This window comes from Variovorax sp. AC194, from assembly GCF_979257995.1.
The window spans coordinates 3,060,053-3,083,868 of record NZ_OZ409823.1 but is presented as its reverse complement, the minus strand read 5'-3'; the positions used below and the strand labels follow the sequence as shown (position 1 = coordinate 3,083,868).

The 23,816-nt window shown below is 68.2% G+C and carries 24 protein-coding genes and 1 pseudogene; 11 read left to right on the top strand and 14 right to left on the bottom strand.

Annotated elements, in window-relative coordinates:
- Window positions 1–24 precede the first annotated feature (24 nt).
- Window positions 25–1,377, bottom strand: a complete 1,353-nt coding sequence (locus ACZYRS_RS14840) for an LLM class flavin-dependent oxidoreductase (RefSeq protein ID WP_463419862.1) — start codon at window positions 1,375–1,377, stop codon at window positions 25–27.
- A gap of 136 nt (window positions 1,378–1,513) precedes the next feature.
- Window positions 1,514–1,792 carry a hypothetical protein gene (locus ACZYRS_RS14835; protein WP_198788622.1) on the bottom strand — a complete coding sequence of 93 codons (279 nt, stop codon included), beginning with the start codon at window positions 1,790–1,792 and terminating at the stop codon, window positions 1,514–1,516.
- 204 nt (window positions 1,793–1,996) lie between these two features.
- Between ACZYRS_RS14835 and ACZYRS_RS14830 the strand changes: the two genes are divergently transcribed.
- The 3 genes from ACZYRS_RS14830 (at window position 1,997) to ACZYRS_RS14820 (ending at window position 4,957) form a co-directional block, all read left to right on the top strand.
- Window positions 1,997–2,305: a hypothetical protein gene (locus ACZYRS_RS14830; RefSeq protein WP_233102050.1), complete on the top strand. Its 309-nt coding sequence runs from the start codon at window positions 1,997–1,999 to the stop codon at window positions 2,303–2,305.
- 154 nt (window positions 2,306–2,459) lie between these two features.
- Window positions 2,460–3,602, top strand: coding sequence for a DSD1 family PLP-dependent enzyme (locus ACZYRS_RS14825; protein ID WP_463419861.1), 1,143 nt, complete (start codon window positions 2,460–2,462; stop codon window positions 3,600–3,602).
- Between the two features lie 86 nt (window positions 3,603–3,688).
- Entirely contained in the window at window positions 3,689–4,957 is a 1,269-nt protein-coding gene (locus tag ACZYRS_RS14820; RefSeq protein WP_463419860.1) for an acyl-CoA dehydrogenase family protein, read from the top strand.
- Window positions 4,958–5,002: 45 nt separating this feature from the next.
- On the opposite strand, the gene ACZYRS_RS14815 is transcribed toward ACZYRS_RS14820, so the two are convergent.
- Window positions 5,003–5,317 (bottom strand): hypothetical protein, encoded by a 315-nt coding sequence (locus ACZYRS_RS14815; RefSeq protein ID WP_042580912.1) that lies wholly within the window; start codon window positions 5,315–5,317, stop codon window positions 5,003–5,005.
- A 286-nt stretch (window positions 5,318–5,603) separates the two neighbouring features.
- Window positions 5,604–6,431: a crotonase/enoyl-CoA hydratase family protein gene (locus ACZYRS_RS14810; RefSeq protein WP_463419859.1), complete on the bottom strand. Its 828-nt coding sequence runs from the start codon at window positions 6,429–6,431 to the stop codon at window positions 5,604–5,606.
- 87 nt (window positions 6,432–6,518) lie between these two features.
- Between ACZYRS_RS14810 and ACZYRS_RS14805 the strand changes: the two genes are divergently transcribed.
- Both ACZYRS_RS14805 and ACZYRS_RS14800 read left to right on the top strand, forming a co-directional pair.
- The gene (locus ACZYRS_RS14805) at window positions 6,519–8,393 is read left to right on the top strand and encodes a PhoX family protein (protein WP_463419858.1); all 1,875 of its coding nucleotides are present in this window, start codon (window positions 6,519–6,521) and stop codon (window positions 8,391–8,393) included.
- A gap of 18 nt (window positions 8,394–8,411) precedes the next feature.
- The gene (locus ACZYRS_RS14800; protein ID WP_463419857.1) at window positions 8,412–8,810 is read left to right on the top strand and encodes a DUF488 domain-containing protein; all 399 of its coding nucleotides are present in this window, start codon (window positions 8,412–8,414) and stop codon (window positions 8,808–8,810) included.
- 1 nt (window position 8,811) lies between these two features.
- Here ACZYRS_RS14800 and ACZYRS_RS14795 read toward each other — a convergent pair whose 3' ends face one another.
- Window positions 8,812–9,420 (bottom strand): glutathione S-transferase, encoded by a 609-nt coding sequence (locus ACZYRS_RS14795; protein WP_463419856.1) that lies wholly within the window; start codon window positions 9,418–9,420, stop codon window positions 8,812–8,814.
- A 113-nt stretch (window positions 9,421–9,533) separates the two neighbouring features.
- On the opposite strand from ACZYRS_RS14795, the gene ACZYRS_RS14790 reads away from it, so the two are divergent.
- Window positions 9,534–9,992, top strand: coding sequence for an Lrp/AsnC family transcriptional regulator (locus ACZYRS_RS14790; protein WP_463419855.1), 459 nt, complete (start codon window positions 9,534–9,536; stop codon window positions 9,990–9,992).
- 13 nt (window positions 9,993–10,005) lie between these two features.
- On the opposite strand, the gene ACZYRS_RS14785 is transcribed toward ACZYRS_RS14790, so the two are convergent.
- Window positions 10,006–10,908 (bottom strand): SDR family oxidoreductase, encoded by a 903-nt coding sequence (locus ACZYRS_RS14785; protein ID WP_198788613.1) that lies wholly within the window; start codon window positions 10,906–10,908, stop codon window positions 10,006–10,008.
- Between the two features lie 152 nt (window positions 10,909–11,060).
- On the opposite strand from ACZYRS_RS14785, the gene ACZYRS_RS14780 reads away from it, so the two are divergent.
- Entirely contained in the window at window positions 11,061–11,936 is an 876-nt protein-coding gene (locus ACZYRS_RS14780) for a CoA transferase (protein WP_463419854.1), read from the top strand.
- 12 nt (window positions 11,937–11,948) lie between these two features.
- On the opposite strand, the gene ACZYRS_RS14775 is transcribed toward ACZYRS_RS14780, so the two are convergent.
- Window positions 11,949–12,854: a hypothetical protein gene (locus tag ACZYRS_RS14775; RefSeq protein WP_463419853.1), complete on the bottom strand. Its 906-nt coding sequence runs from the start codon at window positions 12,852–12,854 to the stop codon at window positions 11,949–11,951.
- 37 nt (window positions 12,855–12,891) lie between these two features.
- Window positions 12,892–13,818: a DMT family transporter gene (locus ACZYRS_RS14770; protein WP_233102049.1), complete on the bottom strand. Its 927-nt coding sequence runs from the start codon at window positions 13,816–13,818 to the stop codon at window positions 12,892–12,894.
- 175 nt (window positions 13,819–13,993) lie between these two features.
- Here ACZYRS_RS14770 and ACZYRS_RS14765 point away from each other — a divergent pair, with 175 nt between their 5' ends.
- The gene (locus ACZYRS_RS14765) at window positions 13,994–14,803 is read left to right on the top strand and encodes a DUF1294 domain-containing protein (RefSeq protein ID WP_463419852.1); all 810 of its coding nucleotides are present in this window, start codon (window positions 13,994–13,996) and stop codon (window positions 14,801–14,803) included.
- Between the two features lie 57 nt (window positions 14,804–14,860).
- Window positions 14,861–15,241: a tautomerase family protein gene (locus tag ACZYRS_RS14760; RefSeq protein WP_463419851.1), complete on the top strand. Its 381-nt coding sequence runs from the start codon at window positions 14,861–14,863 to the stop codon at window positions 15,239–15,241.
- A 21-nt stretch (window positions 15,242–15,262) separates the two neighbouring features.
- Here ACZYRS_RS14760 and ACZYRS_RS14755 read toward each other — a convergent pair whose 3' ends face one another.
- Window positions 15,263–17,680, bottom strand: a complete 2,418-nt coding sequence (locus ACZYRS_RS14755; protein WP_463419850.1) for a YgiQ family radical SAM protein — start codon at window positions 17,678–17,680, stop codon at window positions 15,263–15,265.
- 155 nt (window positions 17,681–17,835) lie between these two features.
- On the opposite strand from ACZYRS_RS14755, the gene ACZYRS_RS14750 reads away from it, so the two are divergent.
- The gene (locus ACZYRS_RS14750) at window positions 17,836–18,777 is read left to right on the top strand and encodes a bifunctional helix-turn-helix transcriptional regulator/GNAT family N-acetyltransferase (protein WP_463419849.1); all 942 of its coding nucleotides are present in this window, start codon (window positions 17,836–17,838) and stop codon (window positions 18,775–18,777) included.
- A gap of 3 nt (window positions 18,778–18,780) precedes the next feature.
- On the opposite strand, the gene ACZYRS_RS14745 is transcribed toward ACZYRS_RS14750, so the two are convergent.
- The 4 genes from ACZYRS_RS14745 to ACZYRS_RS14730 all read right to left on the bottom strand — a co-directional run bounded on the left by ACZYRS_RS14745 (window position 18,781) and on the right by ACZYRS_RS14730 (window position 22,193).
- Window positions 18,781–19,563: a 3-hydroxybutyrate dehydrogenase gene (locus ACZYRS_RS14745; RefSeq protein WP_198788606.1), complete on the bottom strand. Its 783-nt coding sequence runs from the start codon at window positions 19,561–19,563 to the stop codon at window positions 18,781–18,783.
- A 58-nt stretch (window positions 19,564–19,621) separates the two neighbouring features.
- Complete coding sequence (locus tag ACZYRS_RS14740) at window positions 19,622–20,371, bottom strand: acetoacetate decarboxylase (protein ID WP_463419848.1); 750 nt, start codon at window positions 20,369–20,371, stop codon at window positions 19,622–19,624.
- 78 nt (window positions 20,372–20,449) lie between these two features.
- Window positions 20,450–21,667, bottom strand: coding sequence for a patatin-like phospholipase family protein (locus ACZYRS_RS14735; protein ID WP_463419847.1), 1,218 nt, complete (start codon window positions 21,665–21,667; stop codon window positions 20,450–20,452).
- Between the two features lie 76 nt (window positions 21,668–21,743).
- Entirely contained in the window at window positions 21,744–22,193 is a 450-nt protein-coding gene (locus ACZYRS_RS14730) for a CHRD domain-containing protein (protein ID WP_093431920.1), read from the bottom strand.
- Between the two features lie 116 nt (window positions 22,194–22,309).
- Between ACZYRS_RS14730 and ACZYRS_RS14725 the strand changes: the two are divergent.
- A pseudogene (locus tag ACZYRS_RS14725) lies at window positions 22,310–22,774 on the top strand (DUF924 family protein); the annotation flags it as partial.
- 99 nt (window positions 22,775–22,873) lie between these two features.
- Here the strand turns inward: ACZYRS_RS14725 and ACZYRS_RS14720 are convergent.
- Entirely contained in the window at window positions 22,874–23,797 is a 924-nt protein-coding gene (locus tag ACZYRS_RS14720) for a YihY/virulence factor BrkB family protein (protein WP_463419846.1), read from the bottom strand.
- Window positions 23,798–23,816 lie beyond the last annotated feature (19 nt).

Genomic DNA, 23,816 nt, shown 5'->3' with positions numbered 1-23,816 from the left:
TGCCGCATCGGCTCTCTCGATTTCCTACGCGACCTTGCGCCCCTTGACGGAGAACTGATTCACCGGCCGCTCCAGCCCCAGGTTCTCGCGCAGGGTGCGCCCTTCGTAGGCCGTGCGAAAGAGGCCGCGGCGCTGGAGTTCCGGAATCACCAGGTCCACGAACTCGTCGAGCGATTCGGGCAGCACCGGCGGCATGACGTTGAAGCCGTCGGCCGCACCGCCTTCGAACCACTCCTGCATCCGGTCTGCGATGGTCTGCGGCGTGCCGACCACCACCCAGTGGCCGCGCGCGCCGGCCAGGTATTCGTAGAGCTGCCGCACGGTGAGCCTGTCGCGCCGGGCCAGCTCCAGCACCACGTGGGCGCGGCTGTTTCGCCCGGGCGGCGCGTCCGGAATGTAGGGCGGCGGCGCATCCAGGTCCCATTTCGACAGGTCTTCGCCGGGCCAGAAGGTGTGCAACGTGTTCAGCCCGACGGACGGGTGGATCAGCTTCTGCAGCGCGGCCCATTTGGCCTCGGCCTCTTCCTGGGTGCGGCCGATCACCGGCGAGATGCCGGGCAGCACCAGCAGTTGCTCGGGGCGGCGGCCGTACTTGGCAAGTCGCCCTTTCACGTCGCGGTAGAACGCCTGCGCCTCGGCCAGGCTGGTCCACGCGGTGAAGATCGCTTCGGCGGACGCGGCCGCCAGCTCGCGTCCGGGCTCGGACGAGCCGGCCTGCACGATCACCGGATAGCCCTGGGGCGGGCGCTCCAGGTTGAGCGGGCCGGCGACCTTGAAGTACTTGCCCGAATGGTTCAGCGCGTGCAGCTTGGCCGGGTCGAAGTACTTGCCGGAGACGGGGTCGCGCTGAAAGGCGTCGTCCTCGAAGCTGTCCCACAGGCCCTTGGCCACGTCGATGAACTCGTGCGCCTGCTCGTAGCGGGAGGCCGGGTCGGGGTGCTTGTCCAGGCCGAAGTTGCCGTGGACGTTGTCCGCGCTGGTGGTCACCACGTTCCAGGCCGCGCGGCCTTTGCTCAGGTGGTCCAGCGATGCGAACTTGCGTGCGAGCAGGAACGGATCTTCGTAGGTGGTGGACGCGGTCGCCACGAAGCCGATGTGCTTTGTCACCGCCGACAATGCGGCCCACAAGGTCACCGGTTCGAAGTAAGACACTCGCCCCTGGCGGCTGAAGGCCTCGTCGTCGCCGTGGAAGGCGACGCCCGGGCTGTCGGCCACGAACACCTGGTCGAACAGGCCGCGCTCGGCGGTCTTCGCGACTTCGATGTAGTGATCGATGTTGACGCCCGAATCGGCCTGCGAGCCCGGATGGCGCCATGCGGCCACGTGGTGGCCCGTGGCCATGATGAAGGCGCCCAGGCGTAGCTTGCGTTGACTCATGAGGATTGGTTGCAGCGGGTGACGCGCGACCTTAGTCCGCCATGGCAATGCCGCCAAAGAAGAATTTCGCGCTTCGATATGCGGCACGCCCCGCGTAGGCACCATCCCCGGCCTGCACCCCTGAAGACCCGGGAAGTCAGCGACCTTGTCGGTCGGCTTCTTCCATTTCGTCCATCACGACGATATCCGGATCGTCGCCCTCTTCCCGCGGCCCGACGTTCAGGTCCTCCGACAGCCCCTTGAGCACCACGTAGCCCGCCTGCAGTGCATCGCCGTAGGTGGCGAAGCCGGTGGCCGCCTCCATCAGCGGCTCGAACTCCATCGAGTTGTCGAAGGATTCGAGGAGCACCCAGAAATAGTCCCCGGCATCGTGTTGGTCGACGGTCAGGGAGATGGAGATGAGTTGGCCAGCCATGCGCCGATGGTGGCGCCCTCAGGTGACAGTCGCGCGAAACGGCTGTGAAGGTTCTGCTGCCGCACCGGAGCGCGGCGATCGTGAAATGCTTGGCAACCCTGCGCGCGAACCGTCGCCAAAACACTACGTTTCTTCGCGTATCCAGCCTTCACGGCGGACACCGCAATCGGCGATGCTCGGGTCATGTCCACGGCGCGTTCACGATTGTCTTTTCGCCCCGGCTGGCGCATCGCGGCGTCGGTCTACACGGTCGCCGGCGTGGTCTGCGTGCTGGGCAGCGCGGTCGTGCCTGAGAGCGACGTGGGCATGCTGGCCGCCATCGCGGGCGGCCTGCCGTGGTCGCTGGGCCTGTTGACGCTCGATCTCTCGCCCGGCGTGGCGAGCACCGCGCTGCTATTGCTGGCGGGCGGTTGGGCGGTCAATGCGGCGCTGCTCTGGTGGCTGGCCCTGCGGCCGCGGGATGCGGAATTCCCAAGCGACGTGCCGAGCAGCGCCGCGAAGCGGACCCGATAGGCCTGCACTGCTTCGACGCCGCGCTGCCGTTGCGCAACGGCAGCCGTTTGCACCTCCGCGGATCGTGCGAATATTTGGATGCGATCATTTCGCCCTCGTGCACCACGCACCACGCATCGCACATCCCCATCCAAGAACAAAGGAAGACAAAAGAATGCCCCGCCCCCTGCATCCCAATGCCCCGCTGATCGGCGTTCCCGGCGGCCGCCACCTGCTCGATACACCCGCCCTGCTGATCGAGCTGCCCGCGATGACCCGCAACATCGAACGCATGGCCGCCTTCGCCAAGGCGCGCGGCATCGGCCTCAGGCCGCACGTGAAGACGCACAAGTCGATCGAGATCGCGCGGCGCCAGGTGGCCGCGGGCGCCATCGGCGTGAGCTGCGTCACGCTGGGCGAAGCGGAAGTCATGGTCGACGGCGGCATCCGCAGCGTGCTGATCACTTCGCCGGCGGTCACGCCGAGCAAGATCGCGCGCCTGGTCAAGCTGGCCGAGCGCGCGGCGCCCGGCGGCGTGATGGTGGTGGCCGACAACCTGGCCAACGTGGCCGACCTGGCCCGGGCCGCGAGCGGCCTCTTGCACCCGCTGCCCGTGCTGGTGGACTACGGCGCCGGCTACAACCGCACCGGCGCCGCGAACGAGGCGCAGGTGCTCGCGCTGGCCGCCGCCATCGCCGGCGAGCCGCGCCTCAGGCTGCGCGGCCTGCAGGCCTATGCGGGCAACCTGCAGCACATCGTGGCACGCGACGAGCGCAGCGCGGCGGCTGCGGGCCTGCGCGAAACCGTGGCGGGCATCGTCGCGGCGGCCCGGCGCAAGGGGTTCAATTTCGAGATCGTCACCGGCGCCGGCACCGGCACGCACGACCTCGACACGGAGCAGAACGCCTTCACCGAACTGCAGGCCGGCTCCTATGTCTTCATGGACGCGGAATACACCCAGGTGCTGGCCGCCGGCACCGAGCCCTCGCCCTTCGAGGTGGCCCTCTTCGTGCAGACGGCCGTGGTCAGCACCAATGCGCCCGACTGGGTCACCGTCGACGGCGGCACCAAGTGCTTCGCCACCGACGGCGGCGTGCCGCTGGTCGCGCGCGGCACCGATGCCGCCAGCCGCTACGCCTTCTTCGGCGACGAGCACGGCAAGCTGATGCCGGCAGGGCCGAGACCCGCGCTGGGCACGCGCATCGAGTTCGTGACGCCGCACTGCGATCCGACGGTGAACCTGCACGACGTCTATCACGTGGTCGAGGGCGGCGCGCTGGTGGCGATCTGGCCGGTGGATGCGCGCGGGAAGCGATAGCCGATAAGGCGGCTGCGGACGCCTCATAACGAAACTCGGAAAGCGCATTTCCCAAGCCGCATGCGGCCGGGCACAGTCCGGCTCTCATGGCCATCACTCAAGACACGCCGCGCCCGGTGCGCGCCCCCGCGGCACCCGCCGCGCCCTCCTCGCAACAGCTCTTCGCGCGCTTTCGCCCCATCTTCGATCGCATCGCGGTGCACGCGGCGCAGCGCGAAAACGAGCGAGAGCTCGCCTACGAACCGGTCGCCTGGCTCAACGCCGAGCGCTTCGGCGCCCTGCGCGTGCCCCTCGAATACGGCGGCCTGGGCGCCTCGGTCGAGCAGCTGTACGACCTGCTCATCGAGCTGGGCGAAGCCGACTCGAATCTGCCGCAGATCCTGCGCGCGCACTTCGGCTTCATCGAGCGGCTGTTCGCGGAGATCGACCCGTCGCTGCACGGCCCGTGGATGCGGCTCGCCGCGGAAGGCGTGGTCTTCGGCAACGCCACCACCGAACTGGGCGAAGGCGCGCTCGGCGCATTGCAGACCACGCTGTCGCGCGAGGACGGCGATGGCGATGCGTGGCGGCTCGACGGCGACAAGTACTACAGCACCGGCACGCTCTACGCCGACTGGATCTCGGTCTCGGCCCAGCGCCTGAATGCCGACGGCAGCAGCGACCGCGTGATCGCGCTCGTGCCCTCGGAGGCCGCGGGCGTGGAGCGCGTGGACGACTGGCGCGGTTTCGGCCAGCGGCTGAGCGCCTCGGGCACCACGCGCTTTCGCAACGTGCGGGTGAAGCCCGAGCACGTGCTGCTCTACGTGCGCGACCAGCCGACGCCGCTCACCGCCCATTTCCAGCTCACGCACCTGGCCACGCTCGCGGGCATCGCGCGTGCCATCGTGCGCGACGCGGTCGCCTTCGTGCAGCCGCGCAAGCGCGTCTACAGCCACGGCAGCGGCGACACGCCGCGCGAGGATCCGCTGGTGCAGCAGGTCATCGGCCAGCTCGCGAGCACCGCGTTCATCGCGGCCTCGACCGTGCAAGCGGTGGCGCGCGGGCTCGGCGAGATCGACCGCTTCCGCCAGCGCGGCGAAAGCGTTCCGGAGAGCCTGTTGTTCGAGGTGGAACTCAACACCGCCAAGGCGCAGGCCGGCATCGTCGATGCGGTGCTGCAGGCCGGCACGCGGCTCTTCGACATCGGCGGCGCCTCGGCGCTGCAGGAAGACCGGCGGCTGGACCGCCACTGGCGCAACGCGCGCACGCTCGCGTCGCACAACCCGACGATCTACAAGGGGCGTGTGGTCGGCGATCACCTGCTCAACGGAGCAAGGCCGACGTTCTACTGGGCGGTGGGGGCGATTGCGGCCTGAATCCGAGGCCAAAGGCGCAAGACAGGCGCAGGACAGGCGCGAGCCTCAGACGCGAGGCAATGCGGCCAGGAAAGTGGAGACGACGATCGCAGCGGCGCGGTCCAGTTGCAGGATGTCGGCCACATCGAAGGCGTGCGGCGCCGTGCGGCCGCTCGCGCCGAGGGGCTTCCTGATCTCCACAAGCACTTCGGCCGCGAGTTCGCGATCGCTGCGCGGTCCGCCGTCGGGATGCATCACCCACTCGTCGACTTGATCGAATGGAATGCTGCGGAAAACCCCAACGATGGGGACGTACTTGTAGCGGTCCTCGCCCACCAGGATGGGCACGCTGAGGTTACAAAAAAACGTGGTCGTCGACATGCAGGATCGCCGTCGCTAGGCAAAGCGTTCAATTGTTAAGGAGGGCGCGTTCAGGAGCCATCCTTCCAAGGGACTACTCCCCGGAAAGCCGTGACCTTCTGCACACAAAGTGATTCCATTTCCGCCCATCCTTGCCATAAAACAACTACTTAATTCTTACACACCGATACCCGATGTGTGCTAAGTGCTGACTTTTTCGGCGGCCAAAACACGTAAAGACCCCAAAAAGGGAGCCGCCCACGCTCTTTTCGAAGCGCGGGGCATGCAACGCAGCGGGGTGTGCCGGTCAAGCAGGCGGAGAAAAGCGCGGCGGGCGGCGCTCGATGTTGGCTTTCACCGCCTCGGCCTGGTTCGCGCTGCCGATCAGCGCTTTCTGCTCGACCGATTCGGCCATCAGCAGCTCGGCGGCGCCCTGCGACATGGCCGCGTTGAGCAGGCGCTTGCCGGCCCGGACCGCATCGGGACTCTTGCCGGCGATCTCGTGCGCCATCCGCAGCGCCTCGGCCAGCGGATCGGCCGAGAGCCGCGTGGCAAAGCCGATCTGGAGCGCCTCCTCGCCCGAGAAGATGCGCCCGGTGAACGTGAGCTCGCGCACCACGTCACTGCGCGCCAGCTCGCGCATCAGCACCATGCCGGCCATGTCGGGCACCAGGCCCCACTTGATCTCCATGACCGAGAGCTTCGTGTCGGGCGCGACGATGCGGATGTCCGCGCCCAGCGCCACCTGAAGGCCGCCGCCGAAGGCCACGCCGTGCACCGCGGCGATGACCGGCACCGGCACGTCGCGCCAGACCATCGCGACGTGTTGCGCGGCGTTGGAGATGCCGTGGGTGCGCTTGACCAGATCGGCCCCTGCCGCGCCCTCCCCCAGCACGCCCTCGCCCGCGCCCTGCTGCATGCGCTCGAACGACGCCATGTCGAGCCCCGCGCAGAACGCCTTGCCGCGGCCGGAGATCACGACAGCGCGCACCGCCGCGTCGCGGCACAGGGCTTCGCCGGCTTCGATGAGCGCATCGAACATCGCGGGGTCGAGCGCGTTCATCTTGTCGGCGCGTGCCAGCTGCAGCTCCACCACGCCGGCGGGGTGGCGGGTCCATTCGATGCGATCGCTCATGCGTGTCTCCTTGTGGGTTCCGATCAGTATCGCCCGGCGCGGCGCCTGGGCGATGATGGCGGCTGTCGCCCACCCAACACCCCTGCCATGCCGCTGGACCGCCGTCACTTTCTCCTTCAATCGGGCTCGGCCGCCGCCGTGGTGGCGCTGTTCGGGCAGGGCTGCGCGTTTCCCTCGTCGGCGCGCGGCGGCAACGCACTCGGATTCACAGGCGTGCCCGTGTCCTTGCGCGACACCGTCGTCGTGCCGCCCGAATACGAGTGGCAGCTGCTCTATCCGTGGGGCACGCCCACCGGCATCGCCGGGCAGATGCCGGCCTTCGCCCCGGACGGCGCCAACAGCGCCGCCGACCAGGCGGTGCAAGCCGGCATGCACCACGACGGCATGCACTTCTTCGCACTCGACGAGGCCGGCAAGCGTGGCGAGCGCGGCCTGCTCGTGATGAACCACGAATACACCGACGAGCAACTGCTGCACACCGACGGCGTCAAGGTGTGGACCGCCGACAAGGTGCGCAAGTCGCTCCACGCGATGGGCGTCTCGGTGATCGAGGTGCGCCGCACCGCCGGCGGCTGGCAGCAGGTGCAGCCCTCGCCGTTCGCGCGCCGCATCCACGGCAACACGCCCATGCGCATCGCAGGCCCGGCCGCGGGCACGCCGTTGATGCGCACCGCCGCCAACCCGGCCGGCGACCAGGTGTTCGGCACCTTCGCCAACTGCGCCATGGGCGTCACGCCCTGGGGCACGTACCTCACCTGCGAAGAAAACTTTCACGGCTACTTCGGCGGACCGAAGGAAGCGGCCAAGGACATGACGGATGCGCAGCGCCGCTACGGCACGGTGCCCGGTTCGCAGTGGGTCGAGTACTGGCGCTTCGACGAGCGCTTCGACCTCGCCCGCCATCCCAACGAGCCGCACCGCTTCGGCTGGGTGGTGGAGATCGATCCGTTCGACCCGGCGTCCACGCCCGTCAAGCGCACGGCCCTCGGCCGCAAGCGCCAGGAGAGCGCCACCTGCACGCTCGCAAAAGACGGCCGCGTGGTGGTCTACATGGGCGACGACGCGCGCTTCGAATACATCTACAAGTTCGTGAGCCGCGAGAAGGTGCGCCCCGGCACCGACGCGGCCGCGCGCGCCGCCAACCGCCACCTGCTGGACGAGGGCACGCTCTACGTCGCGCGCTACGACGCGGGCGGGCGCGGCCGTTGGCTCGAACTCACGCACGGCCGCAACGGCCTCGATGCGGCCAACGGCTTTGCCGGCCCGGCCGAAGTGCTGGTCCACGCGCGCCTGGCGGGCGACATCGTCGGCGGCACGAAGATGGACCGCCCCGAATGGATCGCCGTGCATCCGGCGAGCGGCGAGGTGTACGTCACGCTCACGAACAACAGCCAGCGCGGCGACGCCGGCAAGCCCGCACCCGATGCGGCCAATCCGCGCGCGAACAACCTCTTCGGCGGAATCCTGCGCTGGCGCGAGGACGGCGCCGATGCGGCGAGCACGGGCTTCGCCTGGGACCACTTCGCGCTCGCCGGCGACCCCGCGCAGGCGGGCAGCGGCGCGCGCTACCCCTCGGCCGAGGCCGACATGTTCGGCAGCCCCGACGGCCTGCATTTCGACAGCGGCGGCCTGCTCTGGATCCAGACCGACATGAGCGGCCAGGTGATCGGCAAGCCCGCCTACGCGTCGCTCGGCAACAACCAGATGCTGTGCGCCGACCCGGCCACCGGCCGCATCAAGCGCTTCCTGACCGGACCGAACGGCAGCGAGATCACCGGCTGCGTGGTCACGCCGGACCGCCGCACGCTGTTCGTGAACATCCAGCATCCGGGCGAGGCGCGCGACGATGGCAACGCCATGCCCGTCAGCGCCTGGCCCGACGGCACCACGCCGGGCAGCGCGCGGCCGCGCTCGGCGACGCTTGCGATCCAGCGCCGCGACGGCGGCATCGTCGGCACCTGAAAAAAACGGAGGACCACCATGAGCATCCGCATCGTTCGCCTGGGCACACCGCGCGCACCCGGCGAGGGCCTGCGCGTCGGCACCGTGCGCCGCCCGCCGCGCGGCGTTCCGAAGACCGAATTCGCCTCGCAAAACTGGTACGACGTGTGGTACCCGAACCTCGCGCCGTCCGCCGAGACGATGAAGCTCGGACAGGAGGCGCAAGCGACGCAAGAGCCCGCGCAATGGAATGCCTTTGCGCGCAAGTACAAGTCCGAGATGGCCGAGGCCGACGCGAGCCGCAGCCTCGACCTGCTGGCTGCGCTTTCGCACGGCACCGCGCTGGCGGTCGGCTGCTATTGCGAGGACGAATCGCGCTGCCACCGCTCGCTGCTACGCGGTCTCCTGACCGAGCGCGGCGCGGACATCGCGGACTGAACTACACCTGGGGCGATGCCAGGAATGCCGGCAGGTTTTCCGCGCGCACAGAGTAAGCCGCCAGTGTCGGAAAACGGCCCGGCACGATGACCTCGGGCAGCATCAGCTGCGTGAAGGCCCAGGCGACGGCCGACGAAATGCCGGCCTGCGTCATCGTCGATTCATCGGCAGGCGGCGGCATTGCGGCGGCCTCCTGCTCGAGCGCAGAGTACGCCGCGACGAGCTGCCCCTGAACGCGATCCAGCCACGGCTGGTGCAGCTTCTCGGCCGGGCGCAGGTTGTGTTCGTAGACGATCTGCACGGTCTTCTCGCACGCCGCGAGCGCCAGGCCCACCGTCCGCAGGGCGTGCAGCCGGCCGGCCGCATCGGCGGGCATCAGGCTGCGTCCGGCGAGGGCTTCCGCGTGGTCGATGATCAAGGTGGAATCCATCAGCACCGTGCCGTCGCCGCACACCAGCGTGGGCGCCTTGACCACCGGATTGATCGCGCGAAACGCCTCGAAGCCGCTGAAGACCGAGACCGGGCGATGCGCGAACGGCAGGCCGAGCAGCCGCAGCGAGATGGCGACGCGGCGCACATAGGGTGAATCGAGCATGCCGACGAGTTGCATGGTTTCTCCTGAAAAGGTGCATGCCACGATAGCGGCCGCACCGCCCGCGCCGAATGGCAATCCATCGAAAATCAGGCCCGCAAACCGATCGACCATCGGTCGTGAAACACACCATGAACATCGACAAGAAGGACCGCCTGATCCTCGAAGCGCTGCAGACCGATGCGCGCCAGAGCCTGGCCGCGCTGGGCAAGCGCATCGGCCTCTCGCAGCCTGCGATGAGCGAGCGCGTGCGCAAGCTGGAAGACGCCGGGGTGATCGAAGGCTATGGCGCCCGCGTCAACCTGCGGGCGCTGGGCGTGGGGCTGCAGGCCATCATTCGCGTGCAGACCTCGCATGCGGGCATCGCCAGGTACCAGCAGCTCTTTAACGACATGCCCGAGGTGCTGAGCGCCGACCGCGTGACCGGCGAAGACTGCTTCATCGTGCGCTGCGCGATCGCCGAGCCGGCCGACCTGCAGCGCGTGGTGGATGCGCTGGCGGTGGACGGCGCGGTGACCACCTCGCTGGTGCTGTCCAGCCCCGTGCACAAGCACGTCACCGTGCACGCGGCGAAGCCGCCGAAGAAATAAAGGGACGACGCGCTCAGCGCTGCGCCTTGTCCTTCTGGTTCTGCGCCTCGATGCGGTCGCGCGCGTCCTTCCAGTCGGTGTCGCTCCACTGGCGCAGCTCGTAGAAGCTGCCGCCGTTGGCCAGCGCGTTGGCGCCGTCCATCATGATGCTCTGGCCCGTGAGCCAGTCGCACTGGCCCGGCGCCATCAGGAAGGCGGCGATGTTCTGCAGCTCGCTCATGCGGCCGGTGCGCCCCATCGGGCTCATCTCCTTGGTGCGCGCGCCGGGCTCCTCGCCGGGGTTCAGGCGCTTGCTCATGCCCTCGGTGGGAATCTCGCCGGGGCCCACGGCGTTCAGGCGGATGCCATGCCGCGCCCACTCCACCGCGAGCGACTTGGTCATCACCTCGATGCCCGCCTTGCTCATGGCCGAGGGCACGACGTAGGGGCTGCCGTTGTCCACCCAGGTGACGATGATGCTCATCACGCTGCGGAAAGGGTCGCCCTGCTTCCACTTGCCCGACTTGGCCTCGGCCACCCAGCGCTTGCCCACCGCCTGCGTCACGTAGAAGCTGCCGTGGAAGACGATGTTCGCGATCGCGTCGAAAGCGCGCGGCGAGAGGCTCTCGGTCGGCGCGACGAAATTGCCCGCCGCGTTGTTGATGAGGCCGGTGAGCCCGCCGCTCTGGAACAGGCTCTCGACCATCTCGTCCACGCTCTGCGCGATGCGGATGTCCACGCCGAAGGTGTCGATGCGGCGCCCCGGGAACTGCTGGCGCCACTCGGCCGCCGTTTCCTCGCAGACCGACTGGCGCCGGCCGCAGATGGCGATGTCGGCGCCCAGGCCGAGAAAGCGCTCGGCCATCGCGCGGCCGAGGCCCGTGCCGCCGCCGGTCACGAGGATGCGCTGGCCGCTCATCAGGGAAGGTTGAAACATGGTGAGTCTCCTTGGGTCTGCGGCAGCGGCAAGGACGAGCGCTGCCATGGCGCATGCTACGCGCGCCGCCCGCGCGGCGGCTTGCGGAATCTGGCTCCCCCACCGCTCGGGTGAGAATGACCGTTGACCTGTTTTGCGGATCGACGACACCCATGTCCAGCCCCACCTCCTTCCTGCCACTCGAAGGCGTGCGCGTCCTGAGCCTTGCGCTCAACCTGCCCGGCCCGGCCGCGCTGCTGCGTTGCCGCCAGATGGGCGCCAGCTGCCTGAAGCTCGAACCGCCGGCCGGCGACCCGATGGCGCTCTACAACCGGCCGGCGTATGCCGCGCTGCACGAAGGCATCGCCATCGAGGCCGCGGACCTCAAGACCGAAACGGGACAGCAGCATCTGCACGCCGCCCTGGCAAAGACCGACGTGCTGCTCACCTCGTTCCGCCCCTCCGCGCTGCGCAAGCTGGGCCTGGACTGGCCCGCGCTGCAGGCGCGCCATCCGTCGCTCTCGCAGGTGGCCATCGTCGGCGCGCCGGGCGAGCGCGCCGAGGAGCCGGGCCACGACCTCACCTACGTCGCCGAAAGCGGCCTCGTCACCGGCACCGAGCTGCCGCCAACGCTCTACGCCGACATGGGCGGCGCCCTGCTCGCGAGCGAGGCGGTGCTGACGGCCATGCTGCGGCGCGCCCGCGGCAGTGAAAAGCCCGAAGGGATCTATCTCGAAGTGGCGCTGAACGCCTCGGCCGACTGGCTGGCGCTGCCGCGCACCTGGGGCCTCACGCAGCCCACCGGCGCGGTGGGCGGCGCGCATGCGGGCTACCGCGTCTACCCGTGCGCCGATGGCCGCGTGGCGGTGGCGGCGCTGGAGCCGCATTTCGCGCAGCGCCTTTGCGAAGCTGCCGGCGTGACGCCGCCCGACATGATGGCCGCGGCCACGCACGAGGCGCTGGCGGCGTGGCTGGCGACGCGCACGCGCGCCGAGCTCGATGCCATGAGCCGCGAGCGCGACGTGCCACTGCTCACGCTGGCCGGTTGAGGGGTTGGGTTTTCAGCGGCCGGTGCCGTCGCGCTGCCGGTCTTCGCGCTTGAGCGCGAGGTAGGTGTCCAGGTCCACCTCGTGCAGCTGCCGCGGGTACTGCTCGGCCGCGGCGAACCAGTGGCGCTGGCGGCGCTCGGCGGCGTCCTTCTCATCGGTCGAGAGATAGGCGTCCAGCGTGAGGAAGTAGCGCATCGCATTGCGCTCCACCAGCCCGCGCGGGCCGCGGATGTATTCGGGCTTGCCATCGGACGCCTTGCCCACCACGGTGAACCCCACCTTGTCGCGGCCGAAGGTCGCCAGGTAGGCCTGGGTCGCCATTCGCACCATCATGCTGTGGTCGTAGCTGTAGCTGAAGTGCACGAAGCTCTTGCGCTCATCGAGCGCCACGGCCTCGAGCGTGACGCGGTAATTGCTCGTGCCGAACGGACCACTGGCGGCCGAAAGCTCCACGGACAGGTTCTCGGGCGTCGCGCTCACCACGCGATAGACGAAGGGCAGCTCGAAGGCCTGGTCGACCGGCTTGTCGTAGCGCCGCACCACATAGAGCGTCAACGTCTCGTGCCCCTGCGCCGTGCCGATCTTGCAGCGCCGGTTGTTGATGTGCAGCGTGAGCAACTCGCACCAGTGGGCCGACCCCTTGAACGCCGCCGTGACCTCCGACAGCGGGTGGTCGATCACCGCATAGATGTCGCCCTCCAGGCCGCCGGGCGTCTCGCTCGAGTCGAGCTGCACGGGGCGGCCGAAGCTGCTGCGGTCGAGCTTGTCGCTCAGGCGCTGGTGGGTGTCGCGCAGCGCCTGAGCGGGCGCTGCGGACTCGGCGGGTGCCGCGGCACACAGCTGCAGCGAGGCCGCGAACAGGACGGCGCCGCACAGGGTGCGGGTCCACGATGCCGGCAGGTGGGGCGAACTGCTCATGGGGCCACACCATACAACGGAGCGACCACTTTTGGCTTCAGTCGGCTTCTGTTTCGGATGCCGTCTTCGCACCGCGCCGCATGAGCAGCAGCATGGCCACCGCGAGCAGCACGGCGCCCAGCCACTGGCGGGGCGCCATCGGCTCGGCAAGCAGCAGCGCCGCCAGCAACGCCGCCACCAGCGGCTCGATCAGCGTGCCGACCACCGCCGCCGTCGGCGACAGGCGCCGCGCGCCCCAGGCGAAGGCCAGGTAGGCCACCGAAGTCGTGACCACGCCGGTGTAGGCCGCACCCAGCCATTGGCTCGTGCCGCCCGGCCACGTGATGCCCGACGGCCACGCCACCGCGAGCATACACAGCGCCGCCACGCTCATGCCCCACGCCGATGCCGTGACGGCCGGCACTCGCACGGGCATGCGCGCGTTGCCGAGCACCACCAGCGCATAGCAGAAGGCCGATCCGAACGACCAGGCCAGCCCCGCGGCATGACCCGCGGGCAGCGGGCCCCATCCCCCGGCCGGCATCACCAGCAGCGCCACGCCCCCGAGCGCCATCACGAGGCCGCCGAGCAGGCGCAGGCCGAAGGGCTCGTAGCCACGCAGCACAGAGACGAGCGCGACGATCACCGGTGCGCAGCAGATCGAGATCACCGTCGGCAGCGCGGCGCCCAGGTGCGCGATGCCCGCGAACCAGCAGCTCACGTTGAGCGCCATCGCGGCGCCGGTGCCGACGACCTGGAACTGCTCGCGCCGGGTGAGGTCGCGCCAGCGCGCGTCGGAGGACCGCGCCGTGCGCTGCGCCCTCCAATGCAGCCACCACAACAGCGGCACCCCGAGCGCGAAGCGCGCGAGCGACAGGCTCTGCGGCGCGATGCCGCCATCGATGAGGAATTGCGCCACCAGGGCACCGCCGCCCCAGAGCGCGCCGGCCAGCAACACGCCGCCCCAGGCCAGGGCGGCAGACATTCTTGCGTTCATTGTTGAAATTTCTCCATGACGCCCGCCGCTCGTTCTTGTCGAAGGCGGGCATGACCATCGGGCCGTCAGTCCGCCTTGCGAAAGAAGGCGGACGACGGCGACCACTTGCGGGTCTGAGCGCGGCGCGAGGCGCGCGTCAGCTGCGGGTCGACGGAGGGGGAGAATGGTGCAGGTGCATGAGCGGCCGATGATAGGAGCCTCGTCCACGAGGGGCAAGGGAAAGCACAAGGAAAAGCACGAGGAGAATCGCGGCCATGTGCCCTCCTCCCACTCGCCACGAAACATGAAACGCCAAGGCCGACTCGTCCGATGGGAAGCCGAACGCGGCTTCGGTTTCATCCGCAGCCCCGACGTGTCTGCCGACGTGTTCGTGCATCTGCGCGACTTCAGCGACCGGCGGGTGTTGCCGCAGGTCGGCATGGCATTGAGCTTCGAAGAGATCCATGTCGGCGGCAAGGGACCGCGCGCCGTGGCCGTGCAGGCGGTATCGGCATCGGCCGAGGCTTCGCGGCCCCCGCCGAAACACACGCCCGTCAGCCGCCGTGAACGCGCTCCTGCTCCGGCTCCCACCAAGCGGGCGAATCCGCGCCGCGCGAGCGCTTCCGGGCCCTCGGCCTCGTGGGGCCTGCTTTTCCTCCTGGCGTACGGTGTACTGATCGGCGCGGCCGTCTGGTCCGGCCGCTTGCCCCTGCTGGTTTTCGGCGTGGTCCCGGGGCTGAGCCTGCTGGCCTTCTTCGCCTACGCCCTCGACAAGAACGCCGCACAGACCGGCCGCTGGCGCACGAAGGAAAGCACGCTGCACCTGCTCGCGCTGGCGGGCGGCTGGCCGGGCGCCTGGGCCGGGCAAAGGCTGCTGCGCCACAAGTCGAGCAAGCAGGGTTTTCTGCGCGTGTACCGCGCCACCGTCGTCCTTCACTGCGCGGCGCTACTGGCCTGGGTCTTCTGGCTGCGTGGTATTTCGCCCGCGACCTGACCTGCCGCGCACGCCGTCTCTAGACTGGGCTTCACCCCCATCCAGGAGAAACCTCCCATGCCACTCGTACGAATCGAACTGTCCGACGCCTCGCCCGACACGCTGGGGCACGCCATCGGCGACCTGGTCTACCAGGCGATGACGGAAACCATCAACGTGCCCAAGGACGACAAGTTCCAGGTCATCACGCGGCATGCCGCGCAGGGCCTGGTACATCCGGCGAACTACCTGGGCGTCACGTATTCGGCGGGCTTCGTGCTGATCCAGATCACGCTGAACCAGGGGCGCACGGTCGAGATGAAAAAGGCCTTCTACCAGCGCGTGGCGAACGACCTGCACGAGAAGCTGGGCATCCGGCGCGAGGACGTGTTCATCAACCTCGTGGAGGTGATGAAGGAGAACTGGTCGTTCGGGAACGGCGAGATGCAGTACGCGTAGCGGTCGCCCGCTACCGTCCGATCAACGCACCTTGCGCGATGAAGGCTTGTTGACCGGCTTGCCGCTGCCGTTGTCGCGAGGCGGCAGACCGGTGTGCTGCGTGAGGATGCGGCCCTTGGAGGGCTTCACCGGCGCGAGCCTCACCGGCGCCGCGGCCTTGGCGGCCACCGGCGCGGAGGTCGAGTTCTTGCGGCGCGCGCTTGTGTAGCCGCCGTCGGTCAGCGGCTGCCACGTCGGGATGAGGTGGTGCTTGCCGTTGCCGATGAGGTCGGCGCGGCCCATGCTCTTCAAGGCTTCGCGCAGCAGCGGCCAGTTGTTGGCGTCGTGGTAGCGCAGGAACGCCTTGTGCAGGCGGCGGCGCTTGTCGCCGCGCACGATGTCCACCGTCTCGCTCTCGCGCGTGATCTTGCGCAGCGGGTTCTTGTTGGTGTGGTACATCGTCGTGGCCGTGGCCATCGGACTCGGATAGAACGTTTGCACCTGGTCGGCGCGGAAACCGTTCTTCTTGAGCCAGATCGCCAGGTTCATCATGTCCTCGTCGCTGGTGCCCGGGTGCGCGGCGATGAAGTACGGAATGAGGTACTGCTTCTTGCCCGCCTCGGCCGAGAACTTCTCGAACATCTGCTTGAACTTGTCGTAGCTGCCGATGCCGGGCTTCATCATCTTGGTGAGCGGGCCCTGCTCGGTGTGCTCGGGCGCGATCTTGAGATAACCGCCCACATGGTGCTGCACGAGCTCCTTCACGTATTCAGGCGACTGCACGGCCAGGTCGTAGCGCAGGCCCGAGCCGATCAGGATCTTCTTGATGCCGCGCAACGCCCGCGCGCGGCGGTAGATCTTGATGAGCGGATCGTGGTTCGTGCCCAGGTTCGGGCAGATGCCGGGGTACACGCAGCTGGGCTTGCGGCACGCCGATTCGATTTCGGGGCTCTTGCAGCCCAGGCGATACATGTTGGCCGTCGGGCCGCCCAGGTCGGAGATGGTGCCGGTGAAGCCGCTCACGGAATCGCGAATGGCCTCGACCTCCTTGATGATCGATTCTTCGGAGCGGCTCTGGATGATGCGGCCCTCGTGCTCGGTGATCGAGCAGAAGGTGCAGCCGCCGAAGCAGCCGCGCATGATGTTCACGCTGAAGCGGATCATTTCCCACGCGGGGATCTTCGTCCCGCCGTCGTGGCTGCCGTTCTCGTCGGCGTAGCGCGGGTGCGGGCTGCGGGCGTACGGCAGGTCGAACACGTAGTCCATTTCCGCCGTTGTGAGCGGAATGGGCGGCGGGTTGATCCACACGTCGCGCGCCGTGGTGCCCTCGCCGTGCGCCTGCACGAGCGCGCGGGCGTTGCCGGGGTTGGTCTCCAGGTGCAGCACGCGGTTGGCGTGCGCGTAGAGCACCGGGTCGCTGCGCACCTGCTCGTACGACGGCAGGCGGATCACCGAGCGGTCGCGCGGCGGGACGGTGATCTTGCCGCGGCTTTGCAGCGCGGGGTTGGGCATGAAGGTCAGCGGCTTGATGGCGGGATTCACCACCGACTGCAATGACTGCACCGACTGCATCGACTGAAGCGCCGGCGAGCCGGCAGCTTCCGCGGCCTTGGCCACGTCTTTCGCCTCGTCTTCCTTCGCGCAGGTGGCGCCGTTGGCCTTGGCCTGGTCCGACACCATCAGGTATGGGTTGACGTGTGCCTCGACGCGGCCCGGCTCGTCCACGCTGGTGGAGTTGATCTCGAACCAGCCCTCGGGCGTTTCGCGTCGCACGTAGGCGGTGCCGCGCACGTCGGTGATCTGCTGCACGGGCTCCTTGGCGGCCAGGCGGTGCGCGATCTCCACGATGGCGCGCTCGGCGTTGCCGTACAGGAGCAGGTCGCACTTGGCGTCGACGACGATGGAGCGGCGCACCTTGTCCGACCAGTAGTCGTAGTGCGCGATGCGGCGCAGCGACCCTTCGATGCCGCCCAGGATGATCGGCACGTCGTTCCAGGCTTCCTTGCAGCGCTGCGAATACACGATGGCCGCGCGGTCGGGGCGCGAGCCGCCGATGTCGCCGGGGGTGTAGGCGTCGTCGCTGCGGATCTTTCGGTCCGCGGTGTAGCGGTTGATCATCGAATCCATGTTGCCGGCGGTCACGCCGAAGAACAGGTTCGGCTTGCCCAGCGCCTTGAAGGGCTCGGCGCTCTGCCAGTCTGGCTGGGCGATGATGCCCACGCGGAAGCCCTGCCCCTCGAGCATGCGGCCGATCACCGACATGCCGAAACTGGGGTGATCGACGTAGGCGTCGCCCGTCACCACGATGATGTCGCAGCTGTCCCAGCCGAGCGCGTCCATTTCCTTGCGTGTGGTCGGCAGGAACTTGGCCGTGCCGAAACGGGCCGCCCAGTACTTGCGGTAGCTGGTCAGCGGCTTGGCGGCGCGCGCAAAAAAGGAGACGTCGACGGGAGCGTTCATCGTGGGAGTGGACAGGGCCGTGGCGGCGCTGTGGTGGGCAACCCTCGATTTTAGGGTTTTCGAGCATGCCTGTCGCGACAAACATCCAGTGACCGGGTCTTGGCGCGGGCATCAATTGATTGCCAAAGTCAACCAATCGAATGACAATGGCAAGCATGTCCACGCCCTCACCCACCGTCGACGCCGCCGCCGTCAAGGCCATCCGGCAGTTCAACCGCTTCTACACGCGCCAGATCGGCGCCCTCGATCCGTACCTGGGCAGCGACATGTCGCTGACCGACGTGCGGGTGCTGTACGAGCTGGCGCACCGCGAAACGGCGGTCGCCAGCGAGATCGGCCGCGACCTCGGGCTCGATGCGGGCTACATGAGCCGCATCCTGCGCCGCTTCGAATCCGCGGGCTGGCTCGCGCGCGCGCCCCATGCGCGGGATGCCCGGCAAAGCGTGCTGCGCCTGACCGAAGCCGGCCATGCCGCATTCGCGCCGCTGCAACAGAAATCGCGCGACGAAGCGGCCGCCCTGCTCTCGCCGCTCGCCCCGGCCCAGCGAAACCAACTGGTGCAGGCCATGGGCACGATGCAATCGCTGCTCGACCCTGGGGCCGCGCCCGCGAAGACCCAGGCCGCCGTCCTGCGCGACCCGGCGCCCGGCGACATCGGCTGGGTCGTGCAGCAGCACGGCGAGATCTATGCGCGCGAATACGGCTGGGACAGCAGCTTCGAGGCGCTGGTGGCGCAGATCGCGGGGGAGTTCCTGCTCAAGTTCCAGCCCGACTGGGAGCGCTGCTGGATCGCCGAGCTCAACGGCGAGCGCATGGGCTCGATCTTCGTGGTGCGCAAGTCGGCCGGCGTGGCGCAGTTGCGCCTCCTGATCCTGTCACCGGCCGCGCGTGGGCTGGGCCTGGGCGGCAAGCTGGTCGATGAATGCATCGCCTTCGCACGCCGCAAGGGCTACCGAAAGATGGTGCTGTGGACCAACAGCGACCTCACGGCCGCGCGCGCCATTTATGCCAAGCGCGGCTTCCAGCTCACCAAGTCGGAGCCGCACGAGAGCTATGGAAAGCAGCTCGTGGGCGAGACCTGGGAGCTGAAGCTGTAGCGCCTACTGCATGAACCAGCCGTGGCTCACCACCAGCGACTGGCCGGTGAGCGCATTGGTCGGGAAGCCCGCGAACAGCAGCGCCACGCGCGCCACGTCCTCGGTCGTGGTGAATTCGCCATCCACCGTTTCCTTGAGCATCACGTTCTTGATGACTTCGTCTTCGCTGATGCCCAGCGTCTTGGCCTGCTCTGGAATCTGCTTCTCGACCAGCGGGGTGCGCACGAAGCCGGGGCAGATCACGTTGGCGCGCACGCCGTGCTTGGCGCCTTCCTTCGCGACCGTCTTGGCGAGGCCGATGAGCCCGTGCTTGGCCGTGACGTAGGGCGCCTTCAGCAGCGACGCCTCCTTCGAGTGCACCGAGCCCATGTAGATCACGCTGCCGCCGCGGCCCTGCGCGTACATGTGCTTCAGGCACGCCTTGGTGGTGAGGAACGCGCCATCCAGGTGAATCGCGAGCATCTTCTTCCAGTCGGCAAAGCTGAATTCCTCGACCGGATGCACGATCTGGATGCCGGCGTTGCTGATCAGGATGTCGATGCCGCCGAAGGCCTTCGCGCCCTCTTCGACCGAGGCGTTGACCTGGTCTTCGTTGGTCACGTCCACGGCCACGCCGATGGCTTGTGCGCCCGTGGCCTTGAGCTCGGCGGCCGTCGCGTCGGCCGCTTCCTTGTTGAGGTCGGCAATGATGATCTTGGCGCCTTCCTGTGCGAAGAGGATCGCGATTTCCTTGCCGATGCCGCTGGCCGAGCCGGTGATGTAGGCGACCTTGTCCTTGAGTTGCATGGTGAATGTTCCTTCGGGGTTGGGATGAAAAGAAGACAGCAAAAATCGGGCGCGGTCGTCAGGCGAGGTAGTCGTGCTCGACGGTGCCCAGCGCGAGCGTCATGTCGGCGATGTAGTGCACCGCCGATTCGACCTTGCGCACCGGCAGGTCGGCCACCGGCGCGAGCGCATGCGGATGCAGTTCGAGCGAGGCCGGCGCGGTCCACGCGCCGTGCAGCGTGACATCGACCATGTGATAGCGCACCAGCTCGCAGATGCGCGCCGTGCCGTCGACGTGCGGGATGATCTTGAGCAGGAAGTTCGGCTGCGCGATGCCCGCAAGAATCGGCGCGGGGTCGAGCGCGCGGTGCTTGAAGCCCATCGTGGCCTTGGCCACGCGCACCTTGCCGTAGTCGAGCGTGCCGACGATCACGTCGATCTCGTAGTCGAGCACCGGCGAGGCGAGCTTCTTCGGAAAGCCCCAGAGCTCGCGGCCGCCGGCGATCGGCGGATGGTCGTTCAGGTACATCGCGTGCACGTACGCGCCCTGCTCCACGCCCTTGGCGGTGCGCAGTTGCACCGGAATGACCTGGCCCGATTCGGTGTAGTCGCCGAAGCCCGTGGAGTCGGGCATGCGGATGAATTCGTACTTCACGAGCGGCTCGACCACTTCGAGCGGCTCGGGCACCACGGCGCGCAGGGCCTCCATGTCGGTGCGGTAGGTGACGATGAGAAATTCGCGGCGCACGAACCGGTACGGTCCGGGCGGGAAGGCGGGGCTGGTGAGCGGCATGGCGAAAGCCTGGCGCCGTACATCTTCAATGTTCATGAACATTTCCTCCTGGTGAAGTGACCGATCCAGTCTCGCGCTGGTTTCTTAGTCGAACCTGATCGCTTGCCCTGGTGCTCAGCGCGAGAGGCCCGGCCGCTTGACCCGGCCCGAGCCGTGGTCGCCCAGGTCGAACGTCGTCACGCCATTGACGGTGGCGTCGGCGCGCAGGGTCTCCGGGTGCGCGAGCGTCACGCGCATGTCGCGCGCGCCCGACTCCCAGTGCTCCTCGACCGCGGCGCGCGAGAACTCGTAGTCTTTCGACTCGAGTTCGTAGGGCTTGTCGCGGTAGATCAAGTGAAAGATGTCGATGGGCTCGTGCGTGAGCTGCGACTGCACCGCGAGCACGCTCGCATCCTTGCGCAGGTTGGCCGGCAGCTTGGTGATCAGGTCGGCAATGGCCTGCTGCAGGTTCATGTTGGCGGCCAGCGCGTCGGTGTTCATGCGGGTGCGGCTCGAATAGGTGATGTCCTTCTGCCGCTCCATCACGCCCGCCATGGTGCGGGGCATCTCGCCGCGCGCATTGAAGAGGTCCACTTGCAGCACCACCAGCGGGTCGCTCCGCGGATGCAGGTCCAGCACGTACTGCAGCGGCGTGTTCGAGACGATGCCGCCGTCCCAGTAGTCGTCGCCGTCGATGTGCACCGGCGCAAAGCCCGGCGGCAGCGCGCCGCTGGCCATGATGTGCTCGGGCCCGATGCGCTGGCGCGTGTTGTCGAAGTACACCGAGTTGCCGGTGCGCACGTTGACCGCGCCCACGCTGAAGCGCGCCTCGCAGGCGTTGATGCGGTCGAAATCGATGAGGCGCTCCAGCGTGCTCCGGAGCGGCGAGGTGTCGTAGTAGCTCAAGAGCGGCGCCGCGCCGCCCATGAGCAAGGCCGGCGAATAGCGTGGCTCGAAAAATCCCGGAATGCCGACCAGCGACGCCATGGCTGCGCTGTACTGGTTCTGCGTGGCGCGATCGCCGAGCCACAAAGGCAGGCGCTGCGAAGGCCCGGAGGACACGAGATGCCAGAACTCGCGCAGCCTGTCGACCCGGTGCTCGGGCGCGTTGCCCGCGATCAGCGCCGCGTTGATGGCGCCGATGGAGACGCCGGCGATCCAGTGCGGCTGCAGTTCGGTCTCGCTGAGCGCGGCATACACGCCCGCCTGGTAGGCGCCGAGCGCGCCCCCACCCTGGAGCACCAGGGCCTTGCGGGCCTGGCGCATGTCCTCGCGGCGAGACGCGAAAGGATTGAGGGCTGGGGGGTGGGAGGGGGATGCCGCGCGGGGCTTCTTCTTCGGGGTCGTCGTCATGCATTCATTTGACACCACCCCCGCGACAGTAACCTGACCGGAACCCGAAGCCCCCGGTCCCTCTCCCGCAAGAAGATCACATCTTCGGCAGCATCTGCCCGCGGATCTCGCCGCCCGGGTTGGCCGCGGTGTGGACGTTCGCATACCACTTGCCCGCGACCAAGTCCGCGGCCTGCGCCGGCGTGAGCGTGGCCTGGCCTTCGATCGGGCTGGCCGCGTTGGCGAACGGCAGCACCACGCCGGCATTCGCGCCGGCGGCGGCAGGGCCGTGGAAATGCGCCGCGGTGGCCGGGCCGCTCAGGCCCGTGTAGGTGATCTTGTACTTGAGGACGTTGGTGTCCCGGTTGAGCCAGGCTTCGGCCATGCCGCTGCCGCGCGTCATGTTGGGCGGCACTTCGCTGGCCGCGTTCATCGCGCCGCTGAAGCTGGCGGTGTTCGACTTGGACATCATCCCGCAGCCGACCAGGGCAGCACTGGCCACGCCGGTGATGAGGGCTGCGCGCAAAAGGGTGCCGTATTTGGTCATGAGCTTTATCTCCTGGGTTATGAAAGCCTCCACAGCATAGGCAGCACGCGCGCCCCGCCGTGTCGGCCACCACCCCGACTTTGCGGGCCCGCCACAGAGTGAAAGAGAATGCAACGATGACCTCCCAAGCACTCCCTGCCGCCCGCGAAGTGGTCGATTTCTGGCGCGAAGCCGGCCCCTCGCGCTGGTTCGCCAAGAGCGATGCATTCGATGCCGAATTCCTCACGCGCTTCTTGGCCGCGCACCAGGCCGCCGCCCGCGGCGAACTCGATCACTGGATTGGCGATGCCCACGGCGCGCTGGCGCTTCTCGTGCTGCTCGACCAACTGCCGCGCAACGCCTGGCGCAACAACCCGCACATGCTCGCCACCGACGGTCTCGCGCTGGCCGTGGCGAAGAAGGCGATCGATGCGGGCTTCGACCGGCAGTTCGAAACTGCGCTGCGCGCGTTCTTCTACCTGCCCTTCATGCACTCCGAGGCGCTCGCCGAGCAGGAGCGCTCGGTCGAACTCAACGCGGCGCTCGACGCCAACACGCAGCGATTCGCCGTGCTGCACCGGGACATCGTCGCGCGCTTCGGCCGCTTTCCGCACCGCAACCGGATGCTGGGGCGCAGCACCAGCGCGGACGAGCAGAAGTTTTCGACGAAGGCGGCTTCTCAGGTTGATCGACGCCTGCCCTCAGGCGTCGTTGCGCGGCAGGGGTACATCGCGCGTGGGCGACGGGTTCGCATCGGGCAGGCCCGCCTTGTCCTTCATCGAGCCGTAGGTGCGCGCATAGACCCAGGTGAACTCGGCGCCCAACAAGAAGATCTGCGCCGAGTAGTACACCCACACCAGCACCACCACCAGCGAGCCCGCGGCGCCGTAGCCCGAGGCGACGCTGCTCTTGCCGATGTACAGGCCGATCAGGTGCTTGCCGACGGTGAACAGCAGCGCCGTCACGGCCGCGCCCACCCACACGTCGCGCCACTGCACCTTCGCGCGCGGCATGATCTTGTAGATCATCGCGAAGATCACCGTCACCATCGCGAAGCTGAAGACGAAGTTCACCACTTGCGCCAGGCTCTCCCACGCGCCGAACACCGGCGACCACCACTTGCCCAGCGCCGCGAGCGCCGCGCTGGCCACCAGCGACACCATGAGCAGAAAGCCGATGCCCATGATCATGCTGAACGACAGCAGCCGCACCCGCAGCAGGTTGAAGATGCCCGAGCTCTTGGCGCGGGCCGGTGCGCGCCAGATGCGGTCGAGCGCATCCTGCAGTTCGCCGAACACGGTGGTCGCGCCGACCACCAGGAGGCCGATGCCGATCACCGTGGCCACGATGCCCTCGGCCGGCTTGTTGACCGCCTGCAGCATGCCCTGCACCGCAGCCGCGCCCTGTGCGCCCATGAGGCCCGAGAGCTGCGCGAAGATTTCGCCGCGCGCGGCCTCCTGGCCGAACACGAGTCCCGCCACCGCGATCACGATCAGGAGCAGCGGCGCGATGGAAAACACCGTGTAGTAAGCGAGCGCCGCGCCCATGCTGGGTGCGTAGTCGTTGGACCACGACGCGAAGGCCCGTTTGCAGAGATCGAAGAGCGCGCGGATTTGCATGAGCATGGAGTGTCCCTGTTGAATC